We start from the raw sequence: 26,655 nt of genomic DNA on the forward strand, positions 1-26,655 counted from the left end.
CACCTAAACCCACTACGCAGGCTACAGATAGGGAATTATAGTAATATAGATACCCGTAATGATGGCCGAAGTGATTACTCCTGAAATATTAGCCCCCAAGGCATCTCCCAAGATGAAGGAATTGGGGTTGTCCTTGCTTACTATCTTCTGGGCAACCTTCGCCGTAGTAGGCACGCAGCTCACGGCTGCAATTCCGATGACCGGATTGTAATTGCCCCGCTTGATGAAGTACATGATGTATCCTCCAATGATTCCGCCGATACCGGAGAGCAACAGTGCGCCCATGCCCAATACCAACAATTTAAGAATTTTAGGGTCGAGCAGCAGATGTGCGTCGCAAAGTACGCCCAACAACAGGCCGAGCATGAAAGTAGAACCATACAACAGCGGACCGCTTACAAAATCGTAGATATGCTTCATCCCCGATTCGCGTACTGCCACTCCGAGGAACAAGGAGAAGAACAGCGGTGAGGCAACCGGGAACAGAAAACACAGTACAGCACACAATATAGCCGAGAAAGCCAGTTTTACTTTGGCATCATAGTTTTTGGGCGGCTTCTTGCTCGTCATCTTGATGGCGCGCAGGCGTTTCGGCACCAGCAGCTTCACCAGATAGGGGTAACCGCCATATGTCAGTCCCAGATAGAGATAGGCCACTACTGTGATGGGTACAAACAGATGTTTGGCCAGGGCCAAGGAAGTGAAAAGCACCATCGGTCCGTCCGCACCTCCTACCATGGCTACGGAAGCGCTTTCTTTCAAGGACAGTCCCAATGCAGATGCGATGGGTACAGTCAGGAAAGTTCCCAATTCGGCACATAGGGCAAGGAATATGCTGGCAAACGGTTTCTGTAGCAGGAAGCCCACATCGAGCAGGGTACCGATACCCATAAATACGAAGCATGCAATCAATCCGTTGCTGAAGGTCAGGGTGTAGACCGGTTGCAGGAAGTCTATCTGCATGGTGTTCATCAAGTCGTCCGTATCCGAAAGCATCGGGTCCAGAAAGAGATTCCCCAATGTACCGTCGGGCATGAAAAGGGTGCCGCAATTAATGGCGACCATACCCAGTCCCATGGGAATCATGACCATAGGCTCCAGTACGCCTTTCCATCCCAGGTATATGAGCAGCAGGCCCAGGGCTATTAAAAATACACGGGCAGAGGAGAGCAGCCAGCCGCTTTCCATCATTGTTCCGAATCCTTGGAACAAGGTTGCAAAATCTATATTCTCCATGATTAGTCTTTGTTTTTGGTGTCGTTGTTCTTTTTAGTCTTGTTCTTGTTGTCACGGTGGCTGATGGCATCTTCCAGATACATCATATGGGTATCTTCTGGGTAGAAGTAGTCTACCAGGTTTCTTTTGGAGACACCGTGGCTTACTCCGTGGTAATAGCCCCGAGGCTTTTCGTTTTCACGGTCCACACCCCGGCTGTAGTCTTCGCGCGTGTCGTTGCCGAAGATGTTTCCGTGCATGGAGGGGGTGTGTAGCATCAGTTCCATCTTCTGGCGGAACTTCTTTATACGGCGCAGGCGGAGTAACTCCTGCTGGTGGGAACTGTAGAAATCGAGTGAATCGGCTGCGCTGGCTATCAGTTTGATGATGAATGCCACAAAGAAACCGATTGCAAAAGTGAGCCCCATCATCTCAAGGGTGGGGAGGAATAAATCGGACATAGTTATGATATTAATGTGATGAAATGGATAATAAAAAAGCGAAAGATGTACATGCAGTACACCTCCGGTAATGGTTTGCAATAAGTCCGATAAAGTCTAAATCAGGATATGCAGCAGTGCATAGATGTAGTATCCGCAGGAATAGCGGAGGGCACTGGGATTGAATGAAAGGTTGGCGCTCTCTCCGGCAGACAGATGGCTGGAAAGCAGATGCTCCAGTTGCCCGGCTGGTTTCAGAATTCTCATCTTCAGGAATTTCGGAGAGGCGTGGTTATGTGTGTATAGGCTGTTCGGACACAACGCTTCGTTGGTCCAGCAGTCGGTATTTTCGTCATTGAATAGTGAACGGTGGGTGGCTGTGTACGATGCGCACTGTGTGTAGGCGGTAAAGGAGCATTCGGAGGCCGGACTTCCGACAACTATTCCCGCCGGACTCATGGTAGTATTCCGTGAGTCCGGCTGTTCCTCCTGGGAGATGGCAGTCAAACCCAGACAGAGGAAGGTAAACATAAGTATGTAATACAGATGTTTCATCATAGTAAGGTAAAGGAACAAATAACTTTGGACAAAGTTATATATTCCGCTGTATTTTAAGATTAATTGTCTTTTTCCTCTGCAGGAAGTATTCTGAAGGACTGGTTGCGGCATTTATATGCCCAACCGTTCCTTCAGTAACCGGTATCTGGAGAGGCTTACCCGTAGCTTGACGCCACTTTTTAACGTCACTTGGTAGGTCTCTTTTCCATACTGTTCTACTCGTGATATCTGGGTTACGTTGACAATGCTCGAGCGGTGGATGCGGACAAAGTTATCTGCTGGCAAATGTGTCTCGAAGTTTTTCATGGTCTGTTCCTTGATGTACTCTCCGTCTGATGTCACCAGGGTTGCGTAGTCCCCACAAGCCTGGATGTATAATAGGTCTTCCACTTTGATGATGTGAATCCGGGAGCCGTCTTTTACCGTGATCCGGTCAATACTTTCTTCTTGTGGCAGGGGAGCGGCCTTTTCTGCCTCGGGGCGGTGAAATTTTCTGTTTGTAATGAAGTGCCTGCCACAATCTGCAGATGATACCACAAAAGGATAGCTGTCCAGGCAGGAATACCGAACAAGAGGCAGAAAGGAATGGTGGGGGCAAAGGGGATGTATGCTATTCCGGCTATTCTTACCATTATGTCGCATATCATGAAGCTGCCGGACAGCCAGAAGAGAACGCCGGCTATGGCTACGATGACATTCGTTCTATACATGGAGACGGTGCCTACAATAAACCATGCAAGGTAGGCAAGTGCCGGTACCCAGCGGTAAAGATAATCTGTTATCGGGTGTGCTTCCATCGCTTAATCTTTTATTTCAAGGCCTCCGAAGGATATGTTTCCGCGTATCATAAGTACGCACCATTCTTGTTTGGCAGGTGTGCCTTGCCAGCGTTTGTCTTCACATCCACCGCAAAAGCAGCTGCATTCTATGCGTACTTGCCAGTCGGCGGGTATGTACAGTTCCACTCTTCCCCAACTGCAGTCCAGGTCTATGTAGGTTTCTCCGGGTGCTATGTTCGTGTGGCGCAGGTCGATGGTAGTACCGCCGAAATAGGTGCGTATGTTCGCTCCCTTGAAAAGCTCGTCGAGTACGACGTGGCGTACGGCACTCAGGGAGTTGTTGGAGTAGAGGAATCCGTCGTCAGACTGGCATTGTTGTTCCTCTTGCTCTCCCATTCTCTTGTTCATCATCCGTTGTACCATCTTGGCACGGCGATGCACTGTCCTTTGGTGTGTCCAGTTTCTCCTATGGTGATGTCTGAGAAAGAAGATGCCGATGAGGATAAGGGCCAAGGGCCACAGCATGGCTTGGAAATTGCCGGGGAATAGCATGAGTTTGCTTCCCAAGAGGTAGAGTCCCGCCAGCAATAGGACACCTCCTGACAGATAGTGCTTGCGTATCATGGTATAGATACCTGCTATTATAAATAAGGAGTGCCAGGCAACCAGCATATTGAACCATGCTTCGGTGATGATACCCATATTGCGTGCGAATAGCAATAAGCCTGAAAGGATAAAGAGCGAGGCGGTCAGCACTTTGCCGGAGCCTGCATAGGATGGGAATCGGTGAATCCGGAGTTATCTGTTCCTCCACCAATACCAGATGAAGCGTAGCCCGGTGCCGAGAAGCGCGAGAGAAAGTCCGGTATAGAACACTGCGATGAAGGAGTCGGGCAGAAGGTGGCAGGTACGTATTACAATTCCCATTGCAATCATGCCTATCATGACAATCCATCCTTTTACGTCGAAAAAGGAAAAGGGGCAGTGCTTCCCTTTCTTCTGTGAGATACGGAGAGTATGTTTCTTGTACAGCCTATGGAAAATAATGCCGAAGAACAGAAGGAATACCAGGCTGGCTTCGCAGACTTTGAATAGCCAATAATGTCCGTCATCTATCCAGCAGGTCAGGCCTATACGCAGAATATTGACTCCTGCCAATGACCATATGGTTCCGGCAGTTATGAGCAGTGTATTTGGAGATACTCCGTATTTCATGATGAAGGTTGTTTTATTACACAAATACCGGGCTTGTATAGCGGAGTCCAAAAATTAAAAGAGGCTCTATTCTATTAAGAATGAGCCTCTTGTTTGTGGACCAGCCTGGGCTTGAACCAGGGACCTCCAGATTATGAGACTTTATATTTAGACTTTATAAAAGGCTATTTATCAACAAGTTTATAATCTCTTTGTAAGCTTGTTAGTCAACAATTAGTCAACATCAAATTTACGATACAAATATACAAATTCTTGTTTATTTTAAGATGTTTCATTCCATTTGATTTAAGGATTTGTTCAACATTTCTGTAATAGGGGGTATCCTCTCTAAAAGGTCGTATTAGTCCATACATGGAGTTAAATGGGTCTCTCCATTAACCTCTTTATCTTTTATAATGGCTAAGTAGTGTATAGTTGAAATACAGCCATCTCTCCATTCCAGTATTTAATAATGAGATATTAACATTAGTTTCCCCTCTGTAATATGGTTAACTTCGTATCAGATTAATTCAATTATCAATTATCAAATTAATACAATTATGAGACTTACCAAGAAGAACTCTCCTAAAAGTTACACTATCTACTACCTACCACAAGAGATTAAAGAAACTATGGTTACAGAGGTCAGTTACCTGCCTATTACCAGAGAGAGACTGGAACAGTTCTTTAAAGATGCGGCAAGTAAACGAAAGCCTAAATTAGTCAAGAAGCGGAAACAGTCAAGGCAGCAAGGGAGTTAATTCCATGCTGCCTTTATACTTCAATACTTATTTCCTTTTATAAGTCATTTTAGCATATTCTACCCCTCCATCATCCTCTTTCTCCATATATTCAAGAACTAACTTGCTGTTGGATATTTCAAGAACATTCAAATCAAGAGCATAAGTGGCATCAATAGGTCTAAGTGTCAGCAGCTTATTACTCAATGCCCATTTCCCTTCATCTAATTCCGAATTATCCAAATCATATTCAGTATATGTACCGTCAGCTCTGAATGTAAGATTACCAAAATATTCGCATTCATCTTTAGGTGCATGACTCCATTCTCTGTTTTCTTCAGGATATTCTGGCTCTATTTCATACCCTTCTTCGTAAGTTAGTACCCATTGACCTACAATGTTCTCTGTAGTAGGTGTACTTTCTTCTTCGTCATCATCACTACATGCTGCGAAGTTAACACTCATAATTACGGCTACGATAGCCATTCCAATAAATCTTAATGTTCTCATTTTAATTAATAAATTAAGTTAGTAATATAGTTTATAAATATTTATCCACTCCATTTGTACAGCGTACCGTCTTCCGTTCATCCAGCATTCTCATGTACTGCAAGTTCTTTGTCTTATTGTACATGAACTTATCCTCATGCCAAAGGTGGTAAACAATACCTGCGAACTTCAAATACCGTTTCCGGCAACCACTGTTCAGCAGACGCTTGCCCAAATCAATATCCTCACTTCCCCAACCCTCATAGAATTCATCATAACCGTTTACCTTGATAAAATCCTCACGGAAGAAGGACATGTTACAGCCCAATGCAGCCGAACGCTTTCTACGGTATCTCGGAGCCAAGAAGCGAGCCAGCCATATACAATGGATTGCATTCTCCGGCTTGCTTTCAATTCCTTTCGTCCAGACATGAATCGGGCGTACCATACCGGACTTACATATTTCCTCTGTCAGCTCTTTGCCCAAGTTTACCCTTCCACCTTTCACGTAAATGCCACGGCCAGCTTCACGGAGATGGTCGGCTATCAGCTTTGGATGCAGGAACACATCACCGTCTATCTCTATGATATAGTTTCCCGTACTACGGGCTACACACTTGTTGCGCATCATAGCCAATCGGAAACCTTTATCCTCATGCCACACATGTATGATTGGAAACGGTGCCTGCTCTTGCAGCCTTGCTATCAACGAGGCGGTCTCTTCCGTAGAGCCATCGTCTCCTATAATGACCTCATCGGGCAGGACTGTCTGCTTGAACAAGCTGAGTAAACATACTTGCAGAGCATCGCAACGGTTGTAAGTAGAGACTATTACGGAAATCTTCCCCAAGTCCTTTCTATTCATTACTACCAGATTTAAATAAGTTAATCAGATTAATTATTACCACTCTATACACTCTTGCCTTCTTTTATATGGATATATGGATGAAATGGCTTGAATAAGTGCACAGAGTACACAGCATAAAGCTGCACGCAATTTGATTGATTGCCACGTTAGAAATAGAACTGTCTGTTTTGTGAATATCTGTATCGTAGCCAGTGTTCCCTTACTGACCGTTATACAATAAAGAAGCGTGGGAACATTGAATATTACCAAGTTGAGGCTCTGGACTGCCTTGCACAAATAATAAACAATGCCCACGCCAGATATGTATATAGTTCACCCTACAGAGGTGAATATATAACACTGACGTGAGCGTCCTTGCCTATTATCCTTGTGCATGAAATTGTCCAGATTTCAACTTAGGATAATATCTTAAACGCTCTTCGTTAACTAATATGTCCTTCCAACTTCCCAACGCATTAGGCTGTTAGAATTGCTGCAAAGTTACGAATTTACGTTTGATTGGCAAGAACTTATTGTTTATTAAATGCAGAAAGGCATTCCTACTCCATAAATCAAGGTTAGGAGCAAATTTGTAAAAGGTCTATATAAGTAGAAATTTACTCCCAACTTGAATTATTGGCTTAAAAGGCTGTTCCACTCCATTCTTAATAATTGGTGAGCGCAACCGCCAGTAATCAAAAACTAAGGCAGTCATAGGTATTAAGTAGTTCTTCCTGCCTTAATCCCAAGTATCTCTTGGTAATTGATACACTGGAATGATTGAATAGCTCCATGAGTTTGACAAGTGCAAGCTCCGAACTTTCGCTGTTCATGTTATAGACCTGCCTGCCGAAAGTCTTTCTAAGGCTGTGGCATGAGAAGTTGCCTATATGCAACCTATACTTCCTTTTAACCTCTTTGAGGATTACATTTATCCTCTGTATGGAATAGACCGTACCTTTCCGGCTTACCAATATAGGCGCGTCTATGCCTATAGGACTGATATGCTTGTAGCAGTCACAGATATGCTTCTGTAGCTGCATGTTAATTCTCACAGTCCTTTGCTTTCCCGTCTTGATTTCGATAACGGTAAATTCCTCCGCATTTAATATCTGCTTCCAGCGTAAAGCCAGAATGTCAGATATTCTTAAGCCAGTAAAACAGCCCAGAGCAACAAGAAGCGAGATTTTATAATTCCCGTCTTTGGCTAACTTCCTTATCAAGTTCATTGCCTCGCTCCATTGCAGATAATCTGCGGTTGTACTTGAATATTTAAGTGACATAACGTTCAGTCTTATAATGAAATGAATAAAAGTGAATATCATTTTTAAGTTGAAATATCCAACTTATTGATAATCAAAGAAACATTCACTAATAACAGAAGTGAATATAATAAATAAAGGACACCAAGTTAATGATGTCCTTTGTTACGTTCAAGCCTATATGAACGGCAAATAGGCTTCATCCAATGCACCGCTCTCAATAATCTTTTTGCAAAGTTCATGTGAGGCTTGATTTCTAAGGTCTGTACCATAGCTTTCATCACCAACCATTTGAATGATTGCCACAATGGTTCTCATAAGCTCCTGCTGTAGTGTACGGTGATAATACCTCGTACTCTCTGCAAACCTTTTAGGATTCCAACTATAATCGTTCAAGGCTCTTTCAAGTTCTTGCGCTGCCTTGTATTCGCGACTGTCTTCTATTACCATATCTTTTAATATTTAAGAGGTTTATAAATAAAAAGAGCACCTATACCTTATTATATAGATGCCCTCCATACCAAGCTATCCTTTAACAATGGCATAGCCCAGCAGCAGGATATATCCCACCGCTATAAATGGAAACAATGCCATTGCAATGAAGAATACCAAAGTCGCCAGTAACACATAGAATAAATTCCGTAGCATAATCTCCAGTTTTGAGAAACCAGTAATAGAGTATAATTCCAGATACAGCTAAGAAAGAAACCAACTGTATCTTTCATCACCATGCAGAGCGGATGCAATACCCGTTGCCAGTTCTGTAGCGTTGTAGGCTCTATCCAGAAAGCTGTCTATGTAGCAGCTCTTGTTGCTGCCAGTAAGCAGGTTGTAGAACTTCCACATGGATAGGTCACTGCCAAGACTGCCAAAGTTATCATCATTGATATATGCTTTGGCTACACTGTTTATCTGTGTGTCAGTAAGCAGCATTCTGGGGATAGCTTTCTGATAGCCTTGCGGTAACAGTGGGTAAAGCCTCATTCTCCCAAGTAACTGGCAGAATTGATGTTCTGTCATACTGGTATTGCCAAGTGTCTGCATCAGATGTATGTGCTTGGCAGGGTCGTACTTGTTGAACATTTCCAATACAGCACGATACAGCTCACTTGTATTAGTGACCTCCAGACAGCTAATATAACCGTCCGTAGATACGCACAAGTTGGTGCATACCTGGCATGTAAACCCTATGAACACCTTAAAACGCTCTGCACCCTTTTTACTGTACAGATTGGTATGGTTATAAGCCCTAACTCCACCTACAGTAAGGGTCAGCCTATTACCGTTCACCGTCTCGTAGATGGTAGGTATTTCAATCACGAAAGCGCAACGCTCGTAATAAATGGTCTTGTCACTCTCCAATAACTGATTGGCAGGCTTATGTATTGCTTCTGGAATACGACCCTTGATAACGTGTGACACCCTTATATCCGGCTGCCCTATCCGTTCACCGTTAAAGAAAGTATGTGCTGCATCCTGCACCGTCTCAATGAACGAGACGTGCGACAGTGTAGCCTCGTTGTCTTTGGCGAATACTGGAATTATACAGTCGTCCCTCAAATGCTGTAAGGTCGCTTCAACTGTATTAGCCTCTATGAACAGAGGTCGTTTCCCCTTTGTATCGTCCGTTACAACCGTTGCATCCTCTGCAAATTCGCCTAAATTGCAGTTTCTTCTCTGTGCCATGACTGGCATAATCTGTAATGCTTCCATAATCTGTAAATTATTAAGTTGATAATTAGAAATTTCTCCATCTGAATGCCATATAAATGATAATGTACAGCACTATGGCAAACATTGCCTTTGGTGCTGCAATGAACGGTACAACGAGTATTGCACCAACCGTCAGAATTGCCTTTAAATCTTCCATAAGCGATAATTTATTGGTTAGTAATAAGTGAATTAAAGGGAATGGCGCGCTTTATAACGTAATGCCCCATAGACTTCCGCAATTGTGCTCTGTAATACACAGACATTACTGTAGTAGCCAGTAATACCGTAGCCAAAGCGTTTGCGGTCTGGAATGCGATTGCGTTAAACCGTTCATTTCCCATCTAAGAGAGGTGAGGGACATTAGGGGTAACATGACAATTAAGCGCATAATATACACCTCATGCCTGCTTTCTGGCTGATAATTGCACTTTATGCAGTCTTAATAACTGTATGGAAAGAGTTTCCGTATCTGGAAGGGAGGGGGTATTATTTAGAGACTGCCTAATTTGAGTTGGGGTATATAATGCAGCGTATTGGACTTTAGGATAGCAGGAATGCCCCTAAATGCAAATAACTCCATGCCCATGAAGGTTGGAGCTATTTATTACTACATCACAAGCATATGGAGGTAGTATATTCCGAGAGGCTGGTATTTCTGGGAGGGGGTCTATAAAGTAAGCTTCCTCCGAATTTCCCCAGACCTCGCTAATAAAGTTCGCTGATTATCTTTAAACCCTCCTTACCGTTGATGGTGGTTCGGGTATAGTTAAAGTAATCATTCAAAGTCTGTGCCGTTACTCTTTTAGGATGGTTTTCAGATAGGGAACCTTACCGTTCTTGTCTTTATTCAGTTTTATAGTATTAATCTTCATAATGGTATATCTTTAAAATGTTATTGATTGGGGGAAACAAGGAGAGAGCTTTACTGGTAACTCTCCCCTTGAGTGTACAGATTACAACAGATGCTTATCTGCCAAGTAGTCCATCAGTTCGTCGGTACGTTCAAGATTAAACTCTACCCGTCCTTTGGGGAAATGGAATATCGATTTGACCTTGCCATAGACTGCTCTAAACAAGGGAACGGTCTGTGGTTTGAACCCATTATCGACCATAAGCTTGAACAAGTCCATTGTGAAGTCCTTGCCTTCTCCATAAGGCTCTACATCATTGGGCTCTACTTTCACATCCTCCGTTTCATTGTTGGTCAAGTATTGCATTATCTTGAGTAAGATGTCTTGGTTGAGTCTCAGCTTGAATTTAGATACTACCCCGGTCTGAATACCAAATGAGGAGTAACCATCCTTGTCTGTGTAAACTTCTATAGTAAGCCGTTCACCTTTATCCATTCTTGAGAGTAATTCTTTGTACGCACTCTCATTGTCGTAGGATGCACTTTTAGGTGTGCCCAAACCTTGTAAACTAAATTTAGACATAATCTTAAAATTTAGAAATTAGACATTAGTTTATTTTGTGAATCGAGAGTGGTGCGCACCGTTTGTCTTTCGATTACGCTGCAAAGTTGGGGATATTAGGGGAGGGCATTAGGGAATAAAATAATCCACCTTTATACTCCCCTTAAGAGAATATAAAAGTGGATTGCTTAATTATCAGATAGTTATACTATCCGTATATGGGGTTTATTGTGTTTATCTTAGTATCCTTGTATTGCTTGATTATCTTCTTTATATTATCGTCATTGTCATTATATGCCTCATTTCTGGTCAGCTTGGTGAAATAGACCAGTTTGGATATGAACAGTAGTTTGCTCTTGGGAGTGTCACCGCTCTTGCCACGCTGGTTATCGAACTGGGGATAGGCTTCAAAGAAGTACAGTAGCATTTGGGTGAACAGCCATATCTGTACGGAGTCTGATGTATTGTAGCCGTTTGGCTCAAACCTTGCTTGATTGAACAAACCATGTTCTGAAACCTCTGCCAATACTTCCTCACAGAAAGCCGCCATGAATGATATGGTATTGGGGTTATCGATGATTAGTCGTTTGCCTTTCACTTGTAAACTTAATGTCATTGGGAGTTTATGGGAGAAACCTATTGCATCATTAAAATCAGCTTCATTCAGCTTTACCATTTCAATGAACTTTGTTATCTCTCCTTTGGACGTGTCATTGAATTTCCAAGTATTTAATGCCTTCCCACTAACGTAATCGCTTATAAACAGAAGTAGATACCAGAATTTATCGGAGTCAATGCCCAATGCCTTTATGATGGCTTGAATACTGTCTATATTGTCATTCCTCATATAGTTGTCATAATTGAAGAATACATTTAGCTTACCTGCATTGTACCGTTGCATGAATTGATAAGGGGATTGTGACGGTAAAAGAACAGAGCTTCCATCTTCTTGAATTTCCATGTCTGGGTGAAACTTATCGGCAATTACAGTTACATATTCCAGTAATTCCTCTTCTTGCCCTACATATTTATCTGTTGTGAAATTATCTATTGGCATGGTTAATTGTATTAGTGCCGTAAAGATAAATAATGCCACTCCATTATGCAACAGAGCGGCATTATAAATTACTACAGATTGTAACTACTGCTTTCCAAACACGTACTTCACGACTTTGGCATTAGCCTTGTTCTCATTTACGAAATCACGTTCAATATAGATGTCCGTTACTTTCATTGCATCGTCAATATGGTTAAGTGCTGCATGGACTATATATTTATCAATGCCAACTTTATTAAGTGCAATGGTAGCCCAACTATGCCTTGCTGCGTAGTATTCCAAATCGTCAATTTCTAATATTGTACCAATTTCTTTTAAGCCGTAGTTGATAGCCTTATTGAAACCCTTCTCGTCAGCATAATATTGATAGAAATTGAAGAGACGTTTACCAGTCTTGTCCTTGTACTTCTCAACAAGAGGCAGGACTAATCTGGGTATGTCAACCTTCATTTGAGCCTTATCCAATCTACGGTCTTTCGTCTTGGTACGATTATAGACGATTGTATTACCTTCCATTTCAGTGGCATTGTAAAGGTCTGCTGAATTGATTCCCATAAGACAGAATGATAGAATGAAACAATCCTTTGCCAAATTATAACGGCAGGTAGATTTGTAGCCTTTCTTCATATCTTTATAGGGTAGCTTCCATAGCTTCTTTATAATATCTGCGGATATGGCTCTCTTTCTTGTTGCTTCCTGCTTGGGTATTTCAAGTTCCATGAAGGGTGAGTTGGGGATTAGGATTAAATTCTTCTCCTTCTTATTGTATTTCTTCTTGGCTTCATTGAACAGCTTCTTAATGCTTATCAAATATAGAGAGAGTGAACGATTGGAAGGTATCCGTTTACCCTGCTGCATTAATCTTTTAGTCCGTATCTCGCGTTCTTTATTCAAGAATGCTTTAAAACTTTCTAAGAAGTCAAGGGTAATCAAATTAATATCCAATTCTTCCTTGCCAACAAACCGTACCAAAGCATTGATGGCAGTTGTATAATTGGGTGCTCCTTTTATGGTGGTAGAAGCTATCCACTCACGACTGAACTTTATAAAGTCAATGGTTTGTTGCTTCTCTTGTTCTCCGTTTAAGAATTCAATTATCTCATCTAACGAATAATGATTTTGGTCTAATTGTAGTTTGAAACACTGTTCTCTGTAATAAAGCACCAGTCCATCTATCGCTCTTTTAATGGAAGTGTCCTCTTTAAATTTGAGGGATTTAGTTAGGTCTTTTGAAGTTATAAATAGATTAGTTGATAGTCTTTTAACCTTACGGTCTAAAGTAAATCTAATCTTAACATTGTACGTTCCGTCAACTTTTAGTTCACTCTTCTTGATTTCGGCTTTGATAGTCAGCATGTTAGTAATGTTTAAATCAGTCAACAATTAGTCAACAAATACCTAATACAATACTAAATATAACCAAGCAACAGACCCTTAATCGGAGGTCTCCATGAACTAAAAAAGGCTCTATCTCGTTAGAGATGAGCCTTTTAGTTTGTGGACCAGCCTGGGCTTGAACCAGGGACCTCCAGATTATGAGTCTGTTGCTCTAACCAACTGAGCTACAAGTCCGATGCATCCTTGCTTGGATAGCGGGGACAAAAGTAGCATTTTCTATTGAAATATGCAAGACTTTTGGATAAAATTCCTTATAACCTTTGTCCTTAGAACTTATAAGTTCGTTTTGGATTCTTGGGAAACCAGCCTTTTTTCACTCGTTCTTCCTGCTCGAATATCTCCTTGATGGTCCAGAACGAGGAAAATGCAAAGACGCCCAAAAGGGAGGCTATCATGATGTTCTCCGTATAAAGGGAGGCAATGATGCCGCCGATGCCGAGTAAAAGGAAAATCCACCAGCACTTGGTGCCCCAATAATATTCGGCTTTCACAACTATGGGGTGAAACAAGCCGATGATGAGGAATGTGCAGATACCTATGACAAGGCCCGACAGATGATATTCGTTCAAGAAATCCATTGTTGTTCGTTATTTCTCGGGGCAAATAGGAATCTCCTTCTTGATGCTCTGTTCCAGGGAAATCAAGGTCTCGGTAGCGGTTACGCCAGGAATCTCCTGCATCTTGTTGTTCAGCAAATCCATCAGATGCTCGTTGTCGCGGGCATATACCTTGGTCAGCATGGTGTACGGACCAGTGGTGAAGTGGCATTCTACGATTTCGGGAATCTTGCCCAGCTCAGCAACTACCGTCTTATACATGGAGCCCTTTTCCAGCTTGATTCCTACGTAAGTGCAGGTTCTGTATCCAAGGGACTTGGGATTTACATGATAGCCTGAGCCAACAATAACGCCAAGGTCAATCAGGCGCTGTACACGTTGATGGATGGCAGCACGTGACACGCCACATTCAGCAGCTACGTCCTTGAAAGGGATACGGGCATTTTGGGAAATGATTTCCAGAATCTGCCGGTCAAGATTGTCTATTTTTTCCATAATAGTAAATAAGTAAAGTTCTTGTTGTTATCAAATAGTAAGCAAATATAGGACTTTATTTTAATTTATCTATAAAAAGGGACGGAAAAATGAATAAAAGTGAGGGGTAACGATAAGGCGCGGATTACGCGGATTTCACGGATTTAGTTTACCAAATCCGCGTATTCCGCGTAATCCGCGCCTAAAAGAAGTATCAAGAGGGTTTTGCCCCTCCCTTCGGATTGTTACATTACTTCTCGATACCCAGCAGTTCCACTTCGAATATCAAAGTAGAGAACGGCTTGATTTGGCTACCGGTTTCTCTTGAACCGTATGCCAGGTCGTAGGGGATATAGAGTTCCCACTTAGAGCCGACGGGCATCATGGTGAGGGCCTCTGTCCAGCCTTTGATTACCTGGTTGGCACGGAAAGTAGCAGGTTCGTTGCGCTTGTAAGAGCTATCGAATTCTGTTCCGTCAATCAGCGTACCTTTGTAGTTTACTTTCACCTTGCTGCTGTCGGCAGGAACGGCACCGTTACCCTTGGTGATGATTTTGTATTGCAGACCGCTCGGGGTAGTTACTACACCTTCTTTAGCCTTGTTCTCAGCCAGGAACTTTTCACCGGCAGCTTTGTTGTCAGCATACTTTTCTGCAGTTGCTTTTTCTTTGATGGCATCCATCTGAGTACGCATGTACTCTTGAGCTTTCATCATATCCATAGCACCACCCTTGCCGATGACACCTGCTACGAAACCTGCCAGCAGATTTTCGCGGCTGATGCTCTGTGTGGAGTCGTTGCCGAAGATTTGTTGGTTGAAGCCTTCCACCCATTGCTTGCTGACCATCTGGCCTACTTGCAGACCGGCCATGTAAGCCACGTCTTTCTTATCGATTTTGGCTGCGCCTTCGTTGAAACCTTTCAGGAATTCTGACATCTGGGTTGAGTCAATGCCTTGTTGTGCAAGATACTGGTCCAAACCTTCTGTACGTGCCATACCGATGGCGTAAGATAATGAGTCGATGTCCGTCTTCAAATCAGCTTTCGGACTTTGAGCAGTACAAGATACCATGCCGGCAGCTACTGCAAGAGCCATGAGAAATGTTACTTTTTTCATTTTGCTTTTACTTGTTTGTTTATTTAGATAAAATTTTCTGTAATTCGACTTCGAATACGAGCGTGCTGTGGGGAGGAATCATCTCGCCGGCACCCTGCGCTCCGTATGCCAGGTCGCTGGGGATGTAGAGTTTCCACTTGGCACCTTCGGGCATAAGCTGAAGGGCTTCCACCCAACCGGGTATCACTTGGTTTACACCGAATGTGGCAGGCTGGCCGCGCTTGATGGAGCTGTCGAACAGCGTTCCGTCAATCAGTGTGCCTTCGTAGTGGCATTGTACCTGGTCGGTTGCTTTGGCATAGTGACCGACGTTTCCTTCTGTGATAACTTCGTATTGAAGTCCGCTGGGAAGCGTAACAACTCCCTCGCGTTTTTTGTTCTCTTCCAGGAACTTTTTGCCGGCTTCTATGTTTGCTGCGTTCATCTTCTCCTCCAGTTCGGCGAAGTACTTGTTGACGATGTCACGGGCTTCTGTGTGGCTGATTGCCGTCTGGTTGCCCTCCAAAACGTCTTTGATTGCTTGTGCAAAGTCATCTACTGCAATGCCTTTGGCACCCATGCTTAAAAGATTCTGACCTATTCCAAGGCCGATAGCATAACTGAATTTGTCCATAAGATTCTTTTGTTGACGACCGGATTGGTTTCTTTTCCAGTCTATTGCAAATTTACGAATGGCAAAAGTACGTCTTTTATTTGAATGATAAGGCTTTTAAGTATTTAATTTTTCTTATTTATATCACAACTTGAACATTCTTCTTATATTTGTCTTACTTTAATAAAGGAAAGGAGCGGAAAATGAAGAACTTGGTCATATTGTCGGGTGCTGGTATGAGCGCCGAGAGCGGCATCAGCACATTCCGTGATGCGGGCGGATTATGGGACAAATATCCGGTGGAGCAGGTGGCGACTCCCGAGGGGTATGCACGTAATCCGGAACTGGTCATTAATTTCTATAACGAACGTCGCAAGCAGTTGCTCGATGTGGTGCCGAATGCCGGGCATCTGGGCGTTGCCGACCTGGAGAGGGATTTCAATGTAACGGTCGTCACCCAGAACGTAGATAATCTGCACGAGCGTGCCGGCAGTACGCACGTGATACACTTGCATGGGGAACTGACGAAGGTTTGTTCCAGCCGCGACCCTTATAATCCGCATTTCGTCAAGGAACTGGCGCCGGAGGAATATGAAGTAAAGTTGGGCGACAAGGCGGGCGACGGTACGCAGCTCCGCCCGTTCATCGTGTGGTTTGGCGAGTCGGTGCCGGAGATTGAGACTGCCATCCGGTATGTGGAGCAGGCGGACATCTTCGTCATCATCGGCACCAGCCTGAACGTTTATCCCGCTGCGGGACTGCTGAACTACGTGCCCCGTGCCGCCGAAGTGTATCTGATAGACCCCAAGCCGGTGGACACGCACGTCATGCGTCCGATACATGTCATTCAAAAGGGAGCTTCGGAAGGGGTAAAAGAGTTGAAGGCGCTGCTTACAGTTACCCAGCCTCCTTTGCCTTAGGACTTAATCTCCTACGTCTTAGGACTTAGCCCCTCACGGTATAGGACTTAATATGCAGAACATCCGGATGTCTTTCTCCAAAACACCCGGATGTTTTACCCCAAAACATGGGGATGTTTTGCTCCATTACATCCGGATGTTTTAGGTGAAAACATGGGGATGTTTTGGGTACTCACTCCTATACTGTAGAGAGCTGGGTATAGGGGAGATTCCCGCAAGGTATAGGTCTTGCGGGAACAAAGTATATTTGTCCTCGAAATTTGTGCTATTTCTTTATCACGGCCCGTAATACGAACCAGGCATGATGGGCTACGGTACTCATCAGTCCGTAATGCCGCGCCATGATGCGGAAGCGTTCGCGCAGGGATGCTTGCCGGTTCTGGGTGGTCATTCCCTCTTCCAGATAGTCGATGAGGGTGAGATGGGTATTGTGCAAGGTCCGTGCCTTCTTCATCACCCGGATGCACCAGTCGAAGTCGGCGGAGAAGCGGTATTGCAGGTCGTAGGGTTCTACAAGGGAAGCTTTGGCAAAGAAGGCCTGATGGCAGACCAGCATGCCCTGCTTGAAGCTTCGCCAGGTAAGCACTTCCGGGGCGGCGAGGCGGCGCATGCGGATGAAGTGACCTTCCTTGTCCACCAGTTCCGTTTCGCCGTACAGCACGTCGGGTAGTTCGTTGCCGGAGATGGAACGCACCATCTGCTGCAAGGTGTCGTCCTCGTGGAAGCTGTCGCCAGCATTGAGGAAGCAGAGGTAATCGCCGGTGGCAAGGCGGATGCCTTTGTTCATGGCGTCGTACAGTCCCTTGTCCGGTTCGCTCACGATGCGGGTGATGCGGTCGCGGTAACGGTCGATAATGGAGAGCGTGCTGTCTTTGGACGCACCGTCCACAATGATGTATTCTACGTGGTGGTAGGTTTGCGAGATAACGCTTTGAATCGTGTCCTCCAGTACCGCTTCGGCATTGTAGGTCACGGTGATGATGCTGAATTTCGGGGTGGGGTGGTTATGCATTTCTTCCGGTTACTTTGTTGTAAAGGTCAATGTATTTCTTGGCGACGACGTTCTCCGAATAGTGGGAGATGGCTTTCCGGCAGGCTTGTTCCGAGAGGCTGGGGTAGTCGGGTTCGGTCAGCGTCCAGTAGATGCCGTTGGCAAAGTCTTCCGAGGATTTGTATTGTGCCACGTAGCCGTTGTGCAGATGGTCTATCATCTCAGGGATGCCGCCCACGTTGAATCCGACGCAGGGAATGCCGCATGCCATGGCTTCCATGATGGTGTTCGGCAGGTTCTCTTCCAGCGAGGGGGTCACGAAGATGTCCACGGCATTGTAGATGTTCACCAGTTGGTGTTCGTTGCTGACGAAGTTCAGCGGGTAGACTTTGAATGGAAGCAGGTTTTCCAGTTGTTGCGATTGGTTGCCGAAGACGACGACACCCAACTGTTCCCGGAGTTCGGGATGCTTGTCGGCCAGCAGTCGGCACGATTCTATCAAGTAGTCAATGCCTTTCCGTTTGTCCGTAATCTTCACCGAGCCGAACAACATGAGCTTTTTGTCTTGCGGCAGTAGGCAACGGCTGCGGGCTTCCTGTCGGTTGCGGGGCTTGAAGAGGTTGGTGTTGATGGGGTTGGGGATGCACGTCACGGCATGTCCACAGAAGAGGGCGCTTGTCCGGGCACGTTCTTCCAGCCAGCGGCTGCAGGTGACGAAGTTGATGTGACGGTTGCGATACAATGCCTGCTTTTTGTGGAAGATGCGGTAGGAAAGGTCACGTTTGCCTCTGCCTCCGTGGATGAAGGGGCAGTTGTGGCATTCCTGCTGGTAGTGGGTGCACTCGCGGGCATGGTGACAGATGCCAGTGCAGGGCCACATGTCGTGCATGGTCCAGACGACGGGCTTGCCCGAGGCGAGAATCTTCTCGATGTTCTTCAGCGAGAGCATCCCTTGGTTTATCCAGTGCAGATGGATGACGTCTGCTTGCTGGAATTCGGGCAGTGAGGTGATGTCTGTCCCCGTGTTGGCAATGTCTACGGCAAAGATGTTCTTCTTGTTGAAGCGGTTGGCGCTCCAGATGACGATGCGCTCCCAGACGAACTTCCACACCATGCGCCAGTTATGGTCCAGTGACACAACGGAGATTTGGTCGGTCTGCTTGTCGCGTACCAGCAGCTTGGCTTTGATGCCGTGGTTCTTGAGTGATTCCATCAGACGGCTGGCGGCGATGGCTGCGCCGCCGATGCGTTCGGATGTATTGATAAGTAGTACTCTCATGACTGTTGTTCGTTTCTTCTTTTTTGAATGTTTTTTCTTGTTACAGATGCCGGTCTTGTTTCATCCATTTCCGGATACGCTTTTGCAGCGTTTGCCATATGATGGTGAAGTTGCCGTACCGTAGGTTCAACGCCAGTTCCTCGAACGACCGTGCAATCTTTATCCAGGGATGCCGCCATGCCATGATGCGGTAAACGCTATCCTTGTAGGCAGTGTTCTCGATGACGTGGCGAGGGTGCTTCAGCGGAAACTCCACTTCGTAGCGTTTCATGGTGAAGATGCGGCGGTAACCGCGCGGCATGGTGTGTACGGAGCCGGCAAAGTGGGTGGAGTCGGCAGTGGCTCCCAGATTGTTTATCATGTTGCGGGTGGGCACGATGCTCAGACCCGAATTGAACAACATGGAAGCGTGGAAGATGGTTTCGTAATAGGCTTTCCCGTGTTCGCGGTGGCGTTGGCACATGTAGATGAAGTCTTTGCGGTAGCGCCGTGTGTGGATGAGGTTCTTCAGTTGCCGCATGTTCTCCTTGTCGTCCAGGAAGGTGTAGAATTCATCCCATTGGTCCGTCACCCGCCGCCAGCTCGCCCATCCCCAGATGGAGAAGGTGGTGGCGAAGAAGTAGTCGGAAGTGATGTCCGGTGTAATCTCCTCGTTGTTGAATCCGGCAATTATGCTGATGCGTGTGTCGTGCTCATACTTGTCGAGCAGTTCCTTGCAGAAGCCGAAGAAAGAGACGGCAGGCACGTCGTCATCCTCAAGCACGATACATTTGTCCGACAAGGAGAATGCCCACTTCTGTGCCATGTATTCCGATGGGTCGCAGCCGTAGTTCTTCTCTTGGTAGTTGTGGTGTACTTCGCATTCCCAGTCGATGTCTGCCACTACTTTGCGACAAGCTTCTATGCCCGGCATGTCGCGTTCGCCGCGCGGGCCGTCCTGATAGAGAAACAGTCGTGCGGGGCGTGCTTTCTTCACTTGTTCGAATACTTGCGCCAGCAGTTTGGGGCGGTTGAAGAAAAGAATCAGTACAGATACATCTACAAGGGCTGGTTTCATGGCAATTTTGTTGGATTAGGAGGTGGCTATATGGTCATTTGGTATGTTGAAAGAAAGAACTGCCGGATAATGATTGTTTATCTTGTCCTGCTCTTCTTCTGTATACCGGTGTAAAGTGGGATAGTTGTACCGTAGAAAGTTTTCCAATCCATCAGGTGCTTTCAGATAAAGTGGACCGAATTTGATTGGTTGTAAATGGTTGAGACTCGTCTCCAAAACATGGTCGGTAGTGGTAATCACATTGTTGTAATACAAAGTTTTCCATGAGTTGAAACAACTTTGCATTATCACCATCAAACGGTAGATTGTCTTTTTAGAGAGTGTCATATCAACTATCCGGTTCAGAAGGCAGGCAACAGCTCCACGATTGGTAGGGTTGGATATTTGACATTTTCCGAAGTGTTTCCATAGCCATACCTCTTTTCCCATCAGGCAGCATTTCAGAAAGTTGACGGCTTCATATTGTATCTTCCTTAATAGCTTATTGTTTGGAATACGGTCAAAAGGGAATATATCGACAAAGATTCCCTGATGCATAGGTACATCTTTAAACATCTCTTCGACAAACAAGGTGTTGTTTTTCTTGACTTTGGCAAAGTAATAAGGACTATGAGGGTCGGTATGTATCCATGAAAGAAAGTATGGTTCTCTCAGTTCTTGGGAGGCTATCTGGAGAAACTTATTGTAGTCTTCCCGTTTCATACCTATATCTATGTCGTCATCCCAAGGAAGAATCGCTTTGTCATAGAGTGCCCCTATTGCTGTTCCGCCGATTACAAAATAGGGAATATTGTGTTTGTCGCAGATGCGCACAATCTCTTCCAGTATTTCGTATAGCACCTGATGTAGTTGGGTCAGTTCTTCTGGGGTATATTGCTTCACCATGGATACCATTTTTGATTGATGTCTGCAAAAATAATGATAATAGTTGAAAGGAGCACTTTCCATTTCAATCTTCTTTTGCGAAATCGGACTTGAGTTTTTCTATCAGTGTGTCGGACTCCCCGCTTACCACTTTCCGGCAGAACATCTTTCCAGACTGCTGCAATACCGGCAGGTCCTCGAGTGTCATCACGCGGATGGATGCGCCGTAGTCTATGTAGTGCAAGGGGGTGAGACGGGTAAGTCCGGGGTATTCTCCCTCTAAAAGAAGCCCTTTTGAGGCAAAAGGGGAGTTGAATACGATGGTCTGTATGCACAGTTCGCTGGGTACAAAGCTGGTTCTGAAATACTTCACCAGCTTCTCCTCCGTGCACAACTTTTCATATACATATCGTGCGCAGGGCAACGTGATGGCCCAATAGTCGGAACCGAAATAGACATCTGCCTGCTTGCCCTCCAAGGGTGCAAAAGGGGCTTTCCGGATGGGGAGTATCTGTGCCAGCTTGCGCGATGCTACGATGAGTTTGTTCTTCCACCATATACTCTTCCAAGGCAGGTCACGGAAAGGGTGGTAATGGGTTATCTTGTGCAACTGCTGTTTCACGGTGCAGCGTGTCAGGTTGAAACCGCCGATGAATTCAGTGTCTTGATGCTCCTCGAAATAGTGGTGGATGGCGTTGTTGTTCCATAACGGATAGTCTTGCCCGCTCAGGCATACTACACGGGTATAGGGGATGCCGCTGTGCAATACGGCGGCAAGCAATTCTTTCTGATATTCCACTTGTTCCCATCCTCCCCAGCTTATCCGGTGGCGGGGCACGAAAGTGACCTTGTCTCCCAAGGCTTCTTCAAAAGGGTGTATATCGGCATTGAGGTCGATGTGCACGTAGAAGTCTGCCCGGTCATCCAGTGCGGCAACCAGGCGTGCCAAGTGTGGGGCATCCTTGTAGGCGGATATGATGTAGGCTATGCGGCTCATGCTCTTTTTTTCTTTAAGAGGAATTCAATGCTTTCCCGGAAGATGGTAGATTGTAGTTTCCACAAAACCAGTGCATAAAGCCCAGCTACCATAATGATTTTGGCTGCCATATTTAAGTATAGGTTTTCTATGGGCTGAGTAGCATAGTGAGTTGACACTACGAGTACAATGGATAGGGAGAGATAAGGAGAGATGTCTTTCAGCATATCGCGCAGTCTTAATCCTATCTCCCTCTTGACAAAACGGAACCATACAAACAGCCAGCCGATATTGATAATGACGAAAATACGCAGCAGCCATTCCAACCCGTATGGGTATATGGCGCATACAGCTGCTATTTGCAGCAGGCTCAAGCTGATGGTGCTCCACATATAGATAGAAGAATGTCCCCGGCTGATGAGCAGGTTGGAGAACAGATTGATGACGGGAATAAATGCTCCCCAAATACATAACAGTTGCAAGATATCGGCACTGGGCAGCCACTTCTCCGTGATAGTGATTATAATCAGTTCTTTCGATACCAAGCTCAATCCCAGCATGGCGGGGAAAGAGATAAAGGCGGTGAAGCGCAGCAGCTTTCTGAATACGGCAAGTTGCCGTGCCTTGTCGTCGGCAACCCGGGTAAAGACGGGTTGTGCAATGCCGTTTATCATGCCCGTAATCGTGGTATGTCCCATGCCGTTCCACTTGTTTGCCTGCGTAAAGTTACCCACTTCCCGTTCCGAATAGAACTTACCCAACAAGACGGAAAACAAATTGTTATTGATTATGGTGAAGATATTCGTAATGATTATCTTACTGCTGAACCCTATCATCTCCTTAATGGGTGTGAAGTCGAACCGGAAGCGGGGTCTCCAATGCGAGAAGTAGAAGTTAAGAATCGTCATTACGGTGATGAAAGAGATGCTTTGCAATGCAATCCCCCAATAGGCGAATCCGTTTGCCGCCAATGTGATGCCCACAATACCGGAGACTATCAGACTTGAAATAGAAATGACGGTAGTGTCCTTGATTCTGAGGTTCTTGAATAGATATGCCCTCGGTGCAATGCTCATGCTGGAAATGACGAATCCCAAGAAGGAGAGACGGGACAGCGGTATCAGCTCGGGCGTATCGTAGAAGTCGGCAATCAGCGGTGCGGCAAAGAAGAGTAATATATATATAGTAGTGCTGCACATCAGGCTGAACCAGAACACGGCGTTGTAATCCTTGTGCAAAGTCTCCTTCCGGTTGGTCAGTGCCGAAATGAACCCACCCTCCTGCAAGGCGGCGGCAATGGCGGAGAAGATGGTAAGCATCCCTACCATACCATAATCCGAAGCATCCAGCAGACGGGCAAGGACTATTCCGAATCCCAGATTTAACAACTGCTGTATGCCGTTGCTGAATCCTCCCCAGAAGAGGCCTTTGGCTGTTTTTTCTTTGAGTGATGTATCGGACATAGTTTATTGGTTGATAAGGCAACGAGTTAACAAGGCCACGAGGCTTTTCCTTCCTCCTTGTAGCCTTGTTAACTCGTTACCTTGTTACTGTTTTATTTCACCTCGCTGCCCGGCTTCACCTCTTTCAGCAGTGAAGTCACCGCCAGCGAGCCGTCATAATTCTCGGCAGAGAGAATCATTCCCTCACTTACCAGCCCGTTCTTGAATTGGCGTGGAGCGAGGTTGGCGATGAACAGCACTTGCTTGCCTACCAGTTCTTCCGGTTTGTAGTGCTGGGCAATGCCGCTGACGATGGTGCGGTTTTCCAGCCCGTCGGCAATCTTGAACTTCAGCAGCTTCTTCATCTTGGGCACTGCCTCGCATTCAAGCACTGTACCTACGCGGATATCCAGCTTTTCAAAGTCTTCGAAGGCGATGGTCGGCTTGATGGGGTTTGCCTTGTAGGTGGCGGCTTCGTTTGCCTTCTTGGTGGCAAGCAGCTTGTCTACTTGTGCCTGGATGACGTCGTCTTCTATCTTTTCGAACAGCAGTTCGGGGGTGCCCAGCTGATGTCCGGCAGGCAACAGGTCGGTGTGTCCCAGCTCTGCCCAGTCAAAGCTGTCCATGTTCAGCATCTTGCGAAGCTTCTCGCTGCTGAAGGGCAGGAACGGTTCGAAAGCAATGGCAAGGTTGGCGACCAACTGCAACGAGATGTGGAGAATGGTGGCTACGCGCTCCATGTCTGTCTTGGCAAGCTTCCACGGCTCGGTGTCTGCCAGGTATTTGTTTCCGATGCGGGCAAGGTTCATCGCTTCCTTCTGTGCGTCGCGGAATTTGAATACATCCAGCAACTTCTCCACTTCTGCCTTGACGTCGGCAAATTCTTTCAGCGTCTCGCGGTCGTAGTCGTTCAGTTCGCCTGCGGCGGGCACTACGCTGTCGAAGTACTTCTTGGTGAGTTGCAGGGCGCGGTTCACGAAGTTGCCATAAACGGCAACCAGCTCGTTGTTATTACGTGCCTGGAAGTCCTTCCAGGTGAAGTCGTTGTCTTTTGTCTCCGGTGCGTTGGCGGTCAGCACGTAGCGCAGCACATCCTGCTTGCCGGGGAAGTCAACGAGATACTCGTGCAGCCATACCGCCCAGTTGCGTGAAGTGGAAATCTTGTCGCCCTCCAGGTTCAGGAACTCGTTGCTCGGCACGTTGTCCGGCAGGATGTAGCTACCCTCTGCCTTCAGCATGGCGGGGAACACGATGCAGTGGAACACGATATTGTCTTTTCCGATGAAGTGTACCAGACGCGTTTCGGGGTCTTTCCACCATTTCTCCCATGTGTCGGGCAGCAACTCTTTGGTGTTGCTGATGTAGCCGATAGGGGCGTCGAACCATACATAGAGCACTTTGCCCTCGGCACCCTCTACGGGAACGGGAATACCCCAATCCAGGTCGCGGCTCACGGCACGCGGCTGCAAGCCCATGTCGAGCCAGCTCTTGCATTGGCCATAAACATTGGGACGCCACTCCTTATGGTCTTCCAGAATCCATTGGCGAAGCCATTCCTCGTGTTTGTCCAGCGGCAGATACCAGTGCTTCGTCTCACGCATCACGGGCTGGCTGCCGCTGATGGCACTCTTCGGATTAATCAGGTCCGTGGGGCTGAGGCTGGTGCCGCACTTCTCGCATTGGTCGCCGTAAGCGCCTTCGGCATGGCAGTGGGGGCACTCGCCGGTGATGTAGCGGTCGGCAAGGAAGGTCTTGGCTTCTTCGTCGTAATACTGCATGCTGGTCTTTTCGATGAATTCTCCCTTATCGTACAGCTTGCGGAAGAAGTCGGAAGCCGTGTCGTGATGCGTCTTTGAGGTAGTACGGCTGTACACGTCGAAGGAGACGCCGAACTCTTCGAAAGACTTCTTTATAAGCGTATGATAGCGGTCCACCACGTCTTGCGGGGTGATGCCTTCCTTCTTGGCGCGGATGGTGATGGGCACTCCGTGTTCGTCGGAGCCGCCGATGAAGATAACATCTTCCTTTTTCAGTCGCAGGTAGCGGACGTAGATGTCGGCAGGAACATAAACGCCTGCCAGGTGTCCGATATGAACCGGGCCGTTGGCATACGGCAATGCCGAGGTCACGGTGGTACGTTTGAATTTCTTTTCCATTGTGTTATTATGTATCTCTTTTGTTATGAACGCTTTTAGTGGCACAAAGATAGCTGTTTTCTGCAAAATATGAGTATTCTTCCAGATTCTTTCCAGATTTAGGCTTCATCTTTGCCATACAAAATGAACAAACTTGGTATTGATAATGTAAAAAAACGAAATGACTATGAAACTGGAAAAGTACTTCTTATTATTGGCGTTAGGCGTGTTTGCCTTTGCCTTGCAAAGCTGTGATGATGACGACAACGACGGAATCTCCGTGCCCGCGGAACTGAGTAATGCGTTGGCCAAGGAGCATCCCAATGCCCAGCGTATAGAATGGGAAACAAAAGGTGCATATTATGTGGCTGATTTCCATGAGGACAATTTCGAAAAGGAGGCCTGGTTCACCAAAGACGGTGTATGGCAGATGACCGAAACCGACCTCCGTTATGCAGACCTTCCCGCTCCGGTGAGAAGCTCTTACGAGAGTAGTACCTATTATAATGTATGGAAGGTGGAAGATGTAGACAAGCTGGAACGTAAGGAAATGGCTGTTGTCTACATCATCGAAGTGGAGAAAGGTAATCAGGAAATGGACCTCTATTATTCGGAGGACGGCATTCTGGTGAAGGAAGTGGCCGATGCGCACAACGGCGGTTCTCCCGAAGATTATCTCCCTTCTGATATTTCCGCTGCCATCAAAGATTTTATAGCAGAGAAATATCCCAATGCCCGCATTGTGGATATTGAAAAAGAAAAGAACGGTATGACGGAAGTCGAAATCGTGCACGGAAGTATCAGCAAGGATGTGATGTTCACCGCTGAGGGTGCATGGGTCTATACTATCTGGGATATCAGTAAGAGACATCTGGAGGATGTAGTGAAGAACGCCGTTACGGCTGCCCATCCCGGTTATGTCATTGATGATGCCGACTTTATTGAGACTCCCGATGGCAGTTACTTTTTGGTAGAGATGGAGCAAGGGGAAAGGGAAATCTACGTAAAGGTGACAGCGGAAGGTGAAATACTGCCATAATCTTATACTGAATACTTCCCTTTAAATCAGCGTATTGTATTTACCGCTTGTTTACTGTCTTATCCTGATATAGGTAGACACATTTACAAACTAATAAATGTGTTACTA

The 26,655-nt window shown here is 45.9% G+C and carries 28 protein-coding genes, 1 tRNA gene and 1 pseudogene; 3 read left to right on the forward strand and 27 right to left on the reverse strand.

Going from position 1 to position 26,655, the window contains the following annotated elements; all coding sequences use genetic code 11:
- Positions 1-21: 21 nt before the first annotated feature.
- From DXD78_RS19015 to DXD78_RS19040, 6 genes and pseudogenes are all read right to left on the reverse strand, one after another.
- On the reverse strand, positions 22-1,236 hold the full coding sequence (locus DXD78_RS19015) for a sodium ion-translocating decarboxylase subunit beta (RefSeq protein WP_005830884.1): 1,215 nt from the start codon (positions 1,234-1,236) through the stop codon (positions 22-24).
- Positions 1,237-1,238: 2 nt separating this feature from the next.
- Positions 1,239-1,676: a hypothetical protein gene (locus DXD78_RS19020; RefSeq protein ID WP_005830882.1), complete on the reverse strand. Its 438-nt coding sequence runs from the start codon at positions 1,674-1,676 to the stop codon at positions 1,239-1,241.
- A 96-nt stretch (positions 1,677-1,772) separates the two neighbouring features.
- Entirely contained in the window at positions 1,773-2,213 is a 441-nt protein-coding gene (locus DXD78_RS19025) for a hypothetical protein (RefSeq protein WP_196029313.1), read from the reverse strand.
- Between the two features lie 111 nt (positions 2,214-2,324).
- Positions 2,325-3,010: pseudogene (locus DXD78_RS21530) on the reverse strand (LytR/AlgR family response regulator transcription factor).
- A 3-nt stretch (positions 3,011-3,013) separates the two neighbouring features.
- Complete coding sequence (locus tag DXD78_RS19035; protein ID WP_083790048.1) at positions 3,014-3,694, reverse strand: LiaF domain-containing protein; 681 nt, start codon at positions 3,692-3,694, stop codon at positions 3,014-3,016.
- A gap of 96 nt (positions 3,695-3,790) precedes the next feature.
- Entirely contained in the window at positions 3,791-4,207 is a 417-nt protein-coding gene (locus tag DXD78_RS19040) for a hypothetical protein (protein WP_005834337.1), read from the reverse strand.
- A gap of 539 nt (positions 4,208-4,746) precedes the next feature.
- Here DXD78_RS19040 and DXD78_RS19045 point away from each other — a divergent pair.
- The gene (locus tag DXD78_RS19045) at positions 4,747-4,947 is read left to right on the forward strand and encodes a hypothetical protein (protein ID WP_008665371.1); all 201 of its coding nucleotides are present in this window, start codon (positions 4,747-4,749) and stop codon (positions 4,945-4,947) included.
- A 27-nt stretch (positions 4,948-4,974) separates the two neighbouring features.
- Here the strand turns inward: DXD78_RS19045 and DXD78_RS19050 are convergent, their stop codons facing one another.
- From DXD78_RS19050 to DXD78_RS19110, 14 genes are all read right to left on the reverse strand, one after another.
- Positions 4,975-5,436 (reverse strand): lipocalin family protein, encoded by a 462-nt coding sequence (locus tag DXD78_RS19050; RefSeq protein WP_009037600.1) that lies wholly within the window; start codon positions 5,434-5,436, stop codon positions 4,975-4,977.
- A 31-nt stretch (positions 5,437-5,467) separates the two neighbouring features.
- Positions 5,468-6,280, reverse strand: coding sequence for a glycosyltransferase family 2 protein (locus DXD78_RS19055; RefSeq protein ID WP_008665367.1), 813 nt, complete (start codon positions 6,278-6,280; stop codon positions 5,468-5,470).
- Between the two features lie 677 nt (positions 6,281-6,957).
- Positions 6,958-7,545, reverse strand: coding sequence for a tyrosine-type recombinase/integrase (locus tag DXD78_RS19060; RefSeq protein WP_009037601.1), 588 nt, complete (start codon positions 7,543-7,545; stop codon positions 6,958-6,960).
- Positions 7,546-7,701: 156 nt separating this feature from the next.
- Positions 7,702-7,974 carry a hypothetical protein gene (locus tag DXD78_RS19065; protein WP_009037602.1) on the reverse strand — a complete coding sequence of 91 codons (273 nt, stop codon included), beginning with the start codon at positions 7,972-7,974 and terminating at the stop codon, positions 7,702-7,704.
- A 75-nt stretch (positions 7,975-8,049) separates the two neighbouring features.
- Positions 8,050-8,172, reverse strand: coding sequence for a hypothetical protein (locus DXD78_RS21455; protein ID WP_255342452.1), 123 nt, complete (start codon positions 8,170-8,172; stop codon positions 8,050-8,052).
- A gap of 48 nt (positions 8,173-8,220) precedes the next feature.
- On the reverse strand, positions 8,221-9,237 hold the full coding sequence (locus DXD78_RS19070) for a DUF3871 family protein (RefSeq protein ID WP_117652913.1): 1,017 nt from the start codon (positions 9,235-9,237) through the stop codon (positions 8,221-8,223).
- Positions 9,238-10,190: 953 nt separating this feature from the next.
- Entirely contained in the window at positions 10,191-10,670 is a 480-nt protein-coding gene (locus tag DXD78_RS19075) for a hypothetical protein (protein ID WP_009037604.1), read from the reverse strand.
- Between the two features lie 187 nt (positions 10,671-10,857).
- On the reverse strand, positions 10,858-11,706 hold the full coding sequence (locus tag DXD78_RS19080; protein WP_009037605.1) for a hypothetical protein: 849 nt from the start codon (positions 11,704-11,706) through the stop codon (positions 10,858-10,860).
- 84 nt (positions 11,707-11,790) lie between these two features.
- Positions 11,791-13,062 (reverse strand): phage integrase SAM-like domain-containing protein, encoded by a 1,272-nt coding sequence (locus tag DXD78_RS19085; RefSeq protein ID WP_034529244.1) that lies wholly within the window; start codon positions 13,060-13,062, stop codon positions 11,791-11,793.
- 142 nt (positions 13,063-13,204) lie between these two features.
- A tRNA-Ile gene (locus DXD78_RS19090) sits at positions 13,205-13,278 on the reverse strand.
- Positions 13,279-13,370: 92 nt separating this feature from the next.
- On the reverse strand, positions 13,371-13,682 hold the full coding sequence (locus tag DXD78_RS19095) for a DUF4491 family protein (protein WP_005830847.1): 312 nt from the start codon (positions 13,680-13,682) through the stop codon (positions 13,371-13,373).
- Positions 13,683-13,691: 9 nt separating this feature from the next.
- The gene (locus DXD78_RS19100) at positions 13,692-14,156 is read right to left on the reverse strand and encodes an Lrp/AsnC family transcriptional regulator (RefSeq protein WP_005830846.1); all 465 of its coding nucleotides are present in this window, start codon (positions 14,154-14,156) and stop codon (positions 13,692-13,694) included.
- Positions 14,157-14,385: 229 nt separating this feature from the next.
- Positions 14,386-15,252 carry an FKBP-type peptidyl-prolyl cis-trans isomerase gene (locus tag DXD78_RS19105; protein WP_009037607.1) on the reverse strand — a complete coding sequence of 289 codons (867 nt, stop codon included), beginning with the start codon at positions 15,250-15,252 and terminating at the stop codon, positions 14,386-14,388.
- Between the two features lie 19 nt (positions 15,253-15,271).
- Positions 15,272-15,865 carry an FKBP-type peptidyl-prolyl cis-trans isomerase gene (locus DXD78_RS19110; RefSeq protein WP_005830842.1) on the reverse strand — a complete coding sequence of 198 codons (594 nt, stop codon included), beginning with the start codon at positions 15,863-15,865 and terminating at the stop codon, positions 15,272-15,274.
- A gap of 182 nt (positions 15,866-16,047) precedes the next feature.
- Between DXD78_RS19110 and DXD78_RS19115 the strand changes: the two genes are divergently transcribed.
- The gene (locus DXD78_RS19115; protein ID WP_008662496.1) at positions 16,048-16,764 is read left to right on the forward strand and encodes an NAD-dependent deacylase; all 717 of its coding nucleotides are present in this window, start codon (positions 16,048-16,050) and stop codon (positions 16,762-16,764) included.
- Positions 16,765-17,029: 265 nt separating this feature from the next.
- On the opposite strand, the gene DXD78_RS19120 is transcribed toward DXD78_RS19115, so the two are convergent.
- The 7 genes from DXD78_RS19120 to metG form a co-directional block, all read right to left on the reverse strand.
- Positions 17,030-17,776: a glycosyltransferase family 2 protein gene (locus DXD78_RS19120; RefSeq protein WP_009037608.1), complete on the reverse strand. Its 747-nt coding sequence runs from the start codon at positions 17,774-17,776 to the stop codon at positions 17,030-17,032.
- The gene (locus tag DXD78_RS19125) at positions 17,769-19,034 is read right to left on the reverse strand and encodes a glycosyltransferase family 4 protein (RefSeq protein ID WP_005830834.1); all 1,266 of its coding nucleotides are present in this window, start codon (positions 19,032-19,034) and stop codon (positions 17,769-17,771) included. Before DXD78_RS19125 ends, DXD78_RS19120 begins: the two co-directional genes overlap by 8 nt.
- Before the next feature lie 40 nt (positions 19,035-19,074).
- Positions 19,075-20,091: a hypothetical protein gene (locus tag DXD78_RS19130; RefSeq protein ID WP_008662502.1), complete on the reverse strand. Its 1,017-nt coding sequence runs from the start codon at positions 20,089-20,091 to the stop codon at positions 19,075-19,077.
- Positions 20,092-20,106: 15 nt separating this feature from the next.
- On the reverse strand, positions 20,107-20,976 hold the full coding sequence (locus DXD78_RS19135) for a phosphorylcholine transferase LicD (RefSeq protein ID WP_005834345.1): 870 nt from the start codon (positions 20,974-20,976) through the stop codon (positions 20,107-20,109).
- 64 nt (positions 20,977-21,040) lie between these two features.
- On the reverse strand, positions 21,041-21,952 hold the full coding sequence (locus tag DXD78_RS19140) for a beta-1,6-N-acetylglucosaminyltransferase (protein ID WP_009037609.1): 912 nt from the start codon (positions 21,950-21,952) through the stop codon (positions 21,041-21,043).
- The gene (locus DXD78_RS19145) at positions 21,949-23,394 is read right to left on the reverse strand and encodes a lipopolysaccharide biosynthesis protein (protein WP_009037610.1); all 1,446 of its coding nucleotides are present in this window, start codon (positions 23,392-23,394) and stop codon (positions 21,949-21,951) included. Before DXD78_RS19145 ends, DXD78_RS19140 begins: the two co-directional genes overlap by 4 nt.
- Positions 23,395-23,486: 92 nt before the next feature.
- Complete coding sequence (gene metG, locus DXD78_RS19150; RefSeq protein ID WP_009037611.1) at positions 23,487-25,529, reverse strand: methionine--tRNA ligase; 2,043 nt, start codon at positions 25,527-25,529, stop codon at positions 23,487-23,489.
- A 166-nt stretch (positions 25,530-25,695) separates the two neighbouring features.
- On the opposite strand from metG, the gene DXD78_RS19155 reads away from it, so the two are divergent.
- Complete coding sequence (locus tag DXD78_RS19155; protein ID WP_034529245.1) at positions 25,696-26,547, forward strand: PepSY-like domain-containing protein; 852 nt, start codon at positions 25,696-25,698, stop codon at positions 26,545-26,547.
- The last annotated feature ends 108 nt before the right edge of the window (positions 26,548-26,655 follow it).

Source organism: Bacteroides sp. D20, assembly GCF_003436255.1.
GTDB classification, from domain to species: Bacteria; Bacteroidota; Bacteroidia; order Bacteroidales; family Bacteroidaceae; genus Bacteroides; species Bacteroides uniformis.

Excerpts from the sequence above, each read along its gene's own strand:
- DXD78_RS19070 (WP_117652913.1), bottom strand. The coding sequence starts at position 9,237 with ATGGAAGCATTACAGATTATGCCAGTCATGGCACAGAGAAGAAACTGC.
- DXD78_RS19145 (WP_009037610.1), bottom strand. The coding sequence starts at position 23,394 with ATGTCCGATACATCACTCAAAGAAAAAACAGCCAAAGGCCTCTTCTGG.
- DXD78_RS19025 (WP_196029313.1), bottom strand. The coding sequence starts at position 2,213 with ATGATGAAACATCTGTATTACATACTTATGTTTACCTTCCTCTGTCTG.
- DXD78_RS19125 (WP_005830834.1), bottom strand. The coding sequence starts at position 19,034 with ATGAGAGTACTACTTATCAATACATCCGAACGCATCGGCGGCGCAGCC.
- DXD78_RS19115 (WP_008662496.1), top strand. The coding sequence starts at position 16,048 with ATGAAGAACTTGGTCATATTGTCGGGTGCTGGTATGAGCGCCGAGAGC.
- DXD78_RS19015 (WP_005830884.1), bottom strand. The coding sequence starts at position 1,236 with ATGGAGAATATAGATTTTGCAACCTTGTTCCAAGGATTCGGAACAATG.
- DXD78_RS19140 (WP_009037609.1), bottom strand. The coding sequence starts at position 21,952 with ATGAGCCGCATAGCCTACATCATATCCGCCTACAAGGATGCCCCACAC.
- DXD78_RS19020 (WP_005830882.1), bottom strand. The coding sequence starts at position 1,676 with ATGTCCGATTTATTCCTCCCCACCCTTGAGATGATGGGGCTCACTTTT.
- DXD78_RS19075 (WP_009037604.1), bottom strand. The coding sequence starts at position 10,670 with ATGTCTAAATTTAGTTTACAAGGTTTGGGCACACCTAAAAGTGCATCC.
- DXD78_RS19035 (WP_083790048.1), bottom strand. The coding sequence starts at position 3,694 with ATGGGTATCATCACCGAAGCATGGTTCAATATGCTGGTTGCCTGGCAC.
- DXD78_RS19085 (WP_034529244.1), bottom strand. The coding sequence starts at position 13,062 with ATGCTGACTATCAAAGCCGAAATCAAGAAGAGTGAACTAAAAGTTGAC.
- DXD78_RS19060 (WP_009037601.1), bottom strand. The coding sequence starts at position 7,545 with ATGTCACTTAAATATTCAAGTACAACCGCAGATTATCTGCAATGGAGC.
- DXD78_RS19120 (WP_009037608.1), bottom strand. The coding sequence starts at position 17,776 with ATGCATAACCACCCCACCCCGAAATTCAGCATCATCACCGTGACCTAC.
- metG (WP_009037611.1), bottom strand. The coding sequence starts at position 25,529 with ATGGAAAAGAAATTCAAACGTACCACCGTGACCTCGGCATTGCCGTAT.
- DXD78_RS19055 (WP_008665367.1), bottom strand. The coding sequence starts at position 6,280 with ATGAATAGAAAGGACTTGGGGAAGATTTCCGTAATAGTCTCTACTTAC.
- DXD78_RS19050 (WP_009037600.1), bottom strand. The coding sequence starts at position 5,436 with ATGAGAACATTAAGATTTATTGGAATGGCTATCGTAGCCGTAATTATG.
- DXD78_RS19155 (WP_034529245.1), top strand. The coding sequence starts at position 25,696 with ATGAAACTGGAAAAGTACTTCTTATTATTGGCGTTAGGCGTGTTTGCC.
- DXD78_RS19095 (WP_005830847.1), bottom strand. The coding sequence starts at position 13,682 with ATGGATTTCTTGAACGAATATCATCTGTCGGGCCTTGTCATAGGTATC.
- DXD78_RS19110 (WP_005830842.1), bottom strand. The coding sequence starts at position 15,865 with ATGGACAAATTCAGTTATGCTATCGGCCTTGGAATAGGTCAGAATCTT.
- DXD78_RS19065 (WP_009037602.1), bottom strand. The coding sequence starts at position 7,974 with ATGGTAATAGAAGACAGTCGCGAATACAAGGCAGCGCAAGAACTTGAA.
- DXD78_RS19100 (WP_005830846.1), bottom strand. The coding sequence starts at position 14,156 with ATGGAAAAAATAGACAATCTTGACCGGCAGATTCTGGAAATCATTTCC.
- DXD78_RS19130 (WP_008662502.1), bottom strand. The coding sequence starts at position 20,091 with ATGAAACCAGCCCTTGTAGATGTATCTGTACTGATTCTTTTCTTCAAC.
- DXD78_RS19045 (WP_008665371.1), top strand. The coding sequence starts at position 4,747 with ATGAGACTTACCAAGAAGAACTCTCCTAAAAGTTACACTATCTACTAC.
- DXD78_RS19135 (WP_005834345.1), bottom strand. The coding sequence starts at position 20,976 with ATGGTGAAGCAATATACCCCAGAAGAACTGACCCAACTACATCAGGTG.
- DXD78_RS21455 (WP_255342452.1), bottom strand. The coding sequence starts at position 8,172 with ATGCTACGGAATTTATTCTATGTGTTACTGGCGACTTTGGTATTCTTC.
- DXD78_RS19040 (WP_005834337.1), bottom strand. The coding sequence starts at position 4,207 with ATGAAATACGGAGTATCTCCAAATACACTGCTCATAACTGCCGGAACC.
- DXD78_RS19105 (WP_009037607.1), bottom strand. The coding sequence starts at position 15,252 with ATGAAAAAAGTAACATTTCTCATGGCTCTTGCAGTAGCTGCCGGCATG.
- DXD78_RS19080 (WP_009037605.1), bottom strand. The coding sequence starts at position 11,706 with ATGCCAATAGATAATTTCACAACAGATAAATATGTAGGGCAAGAAGAG.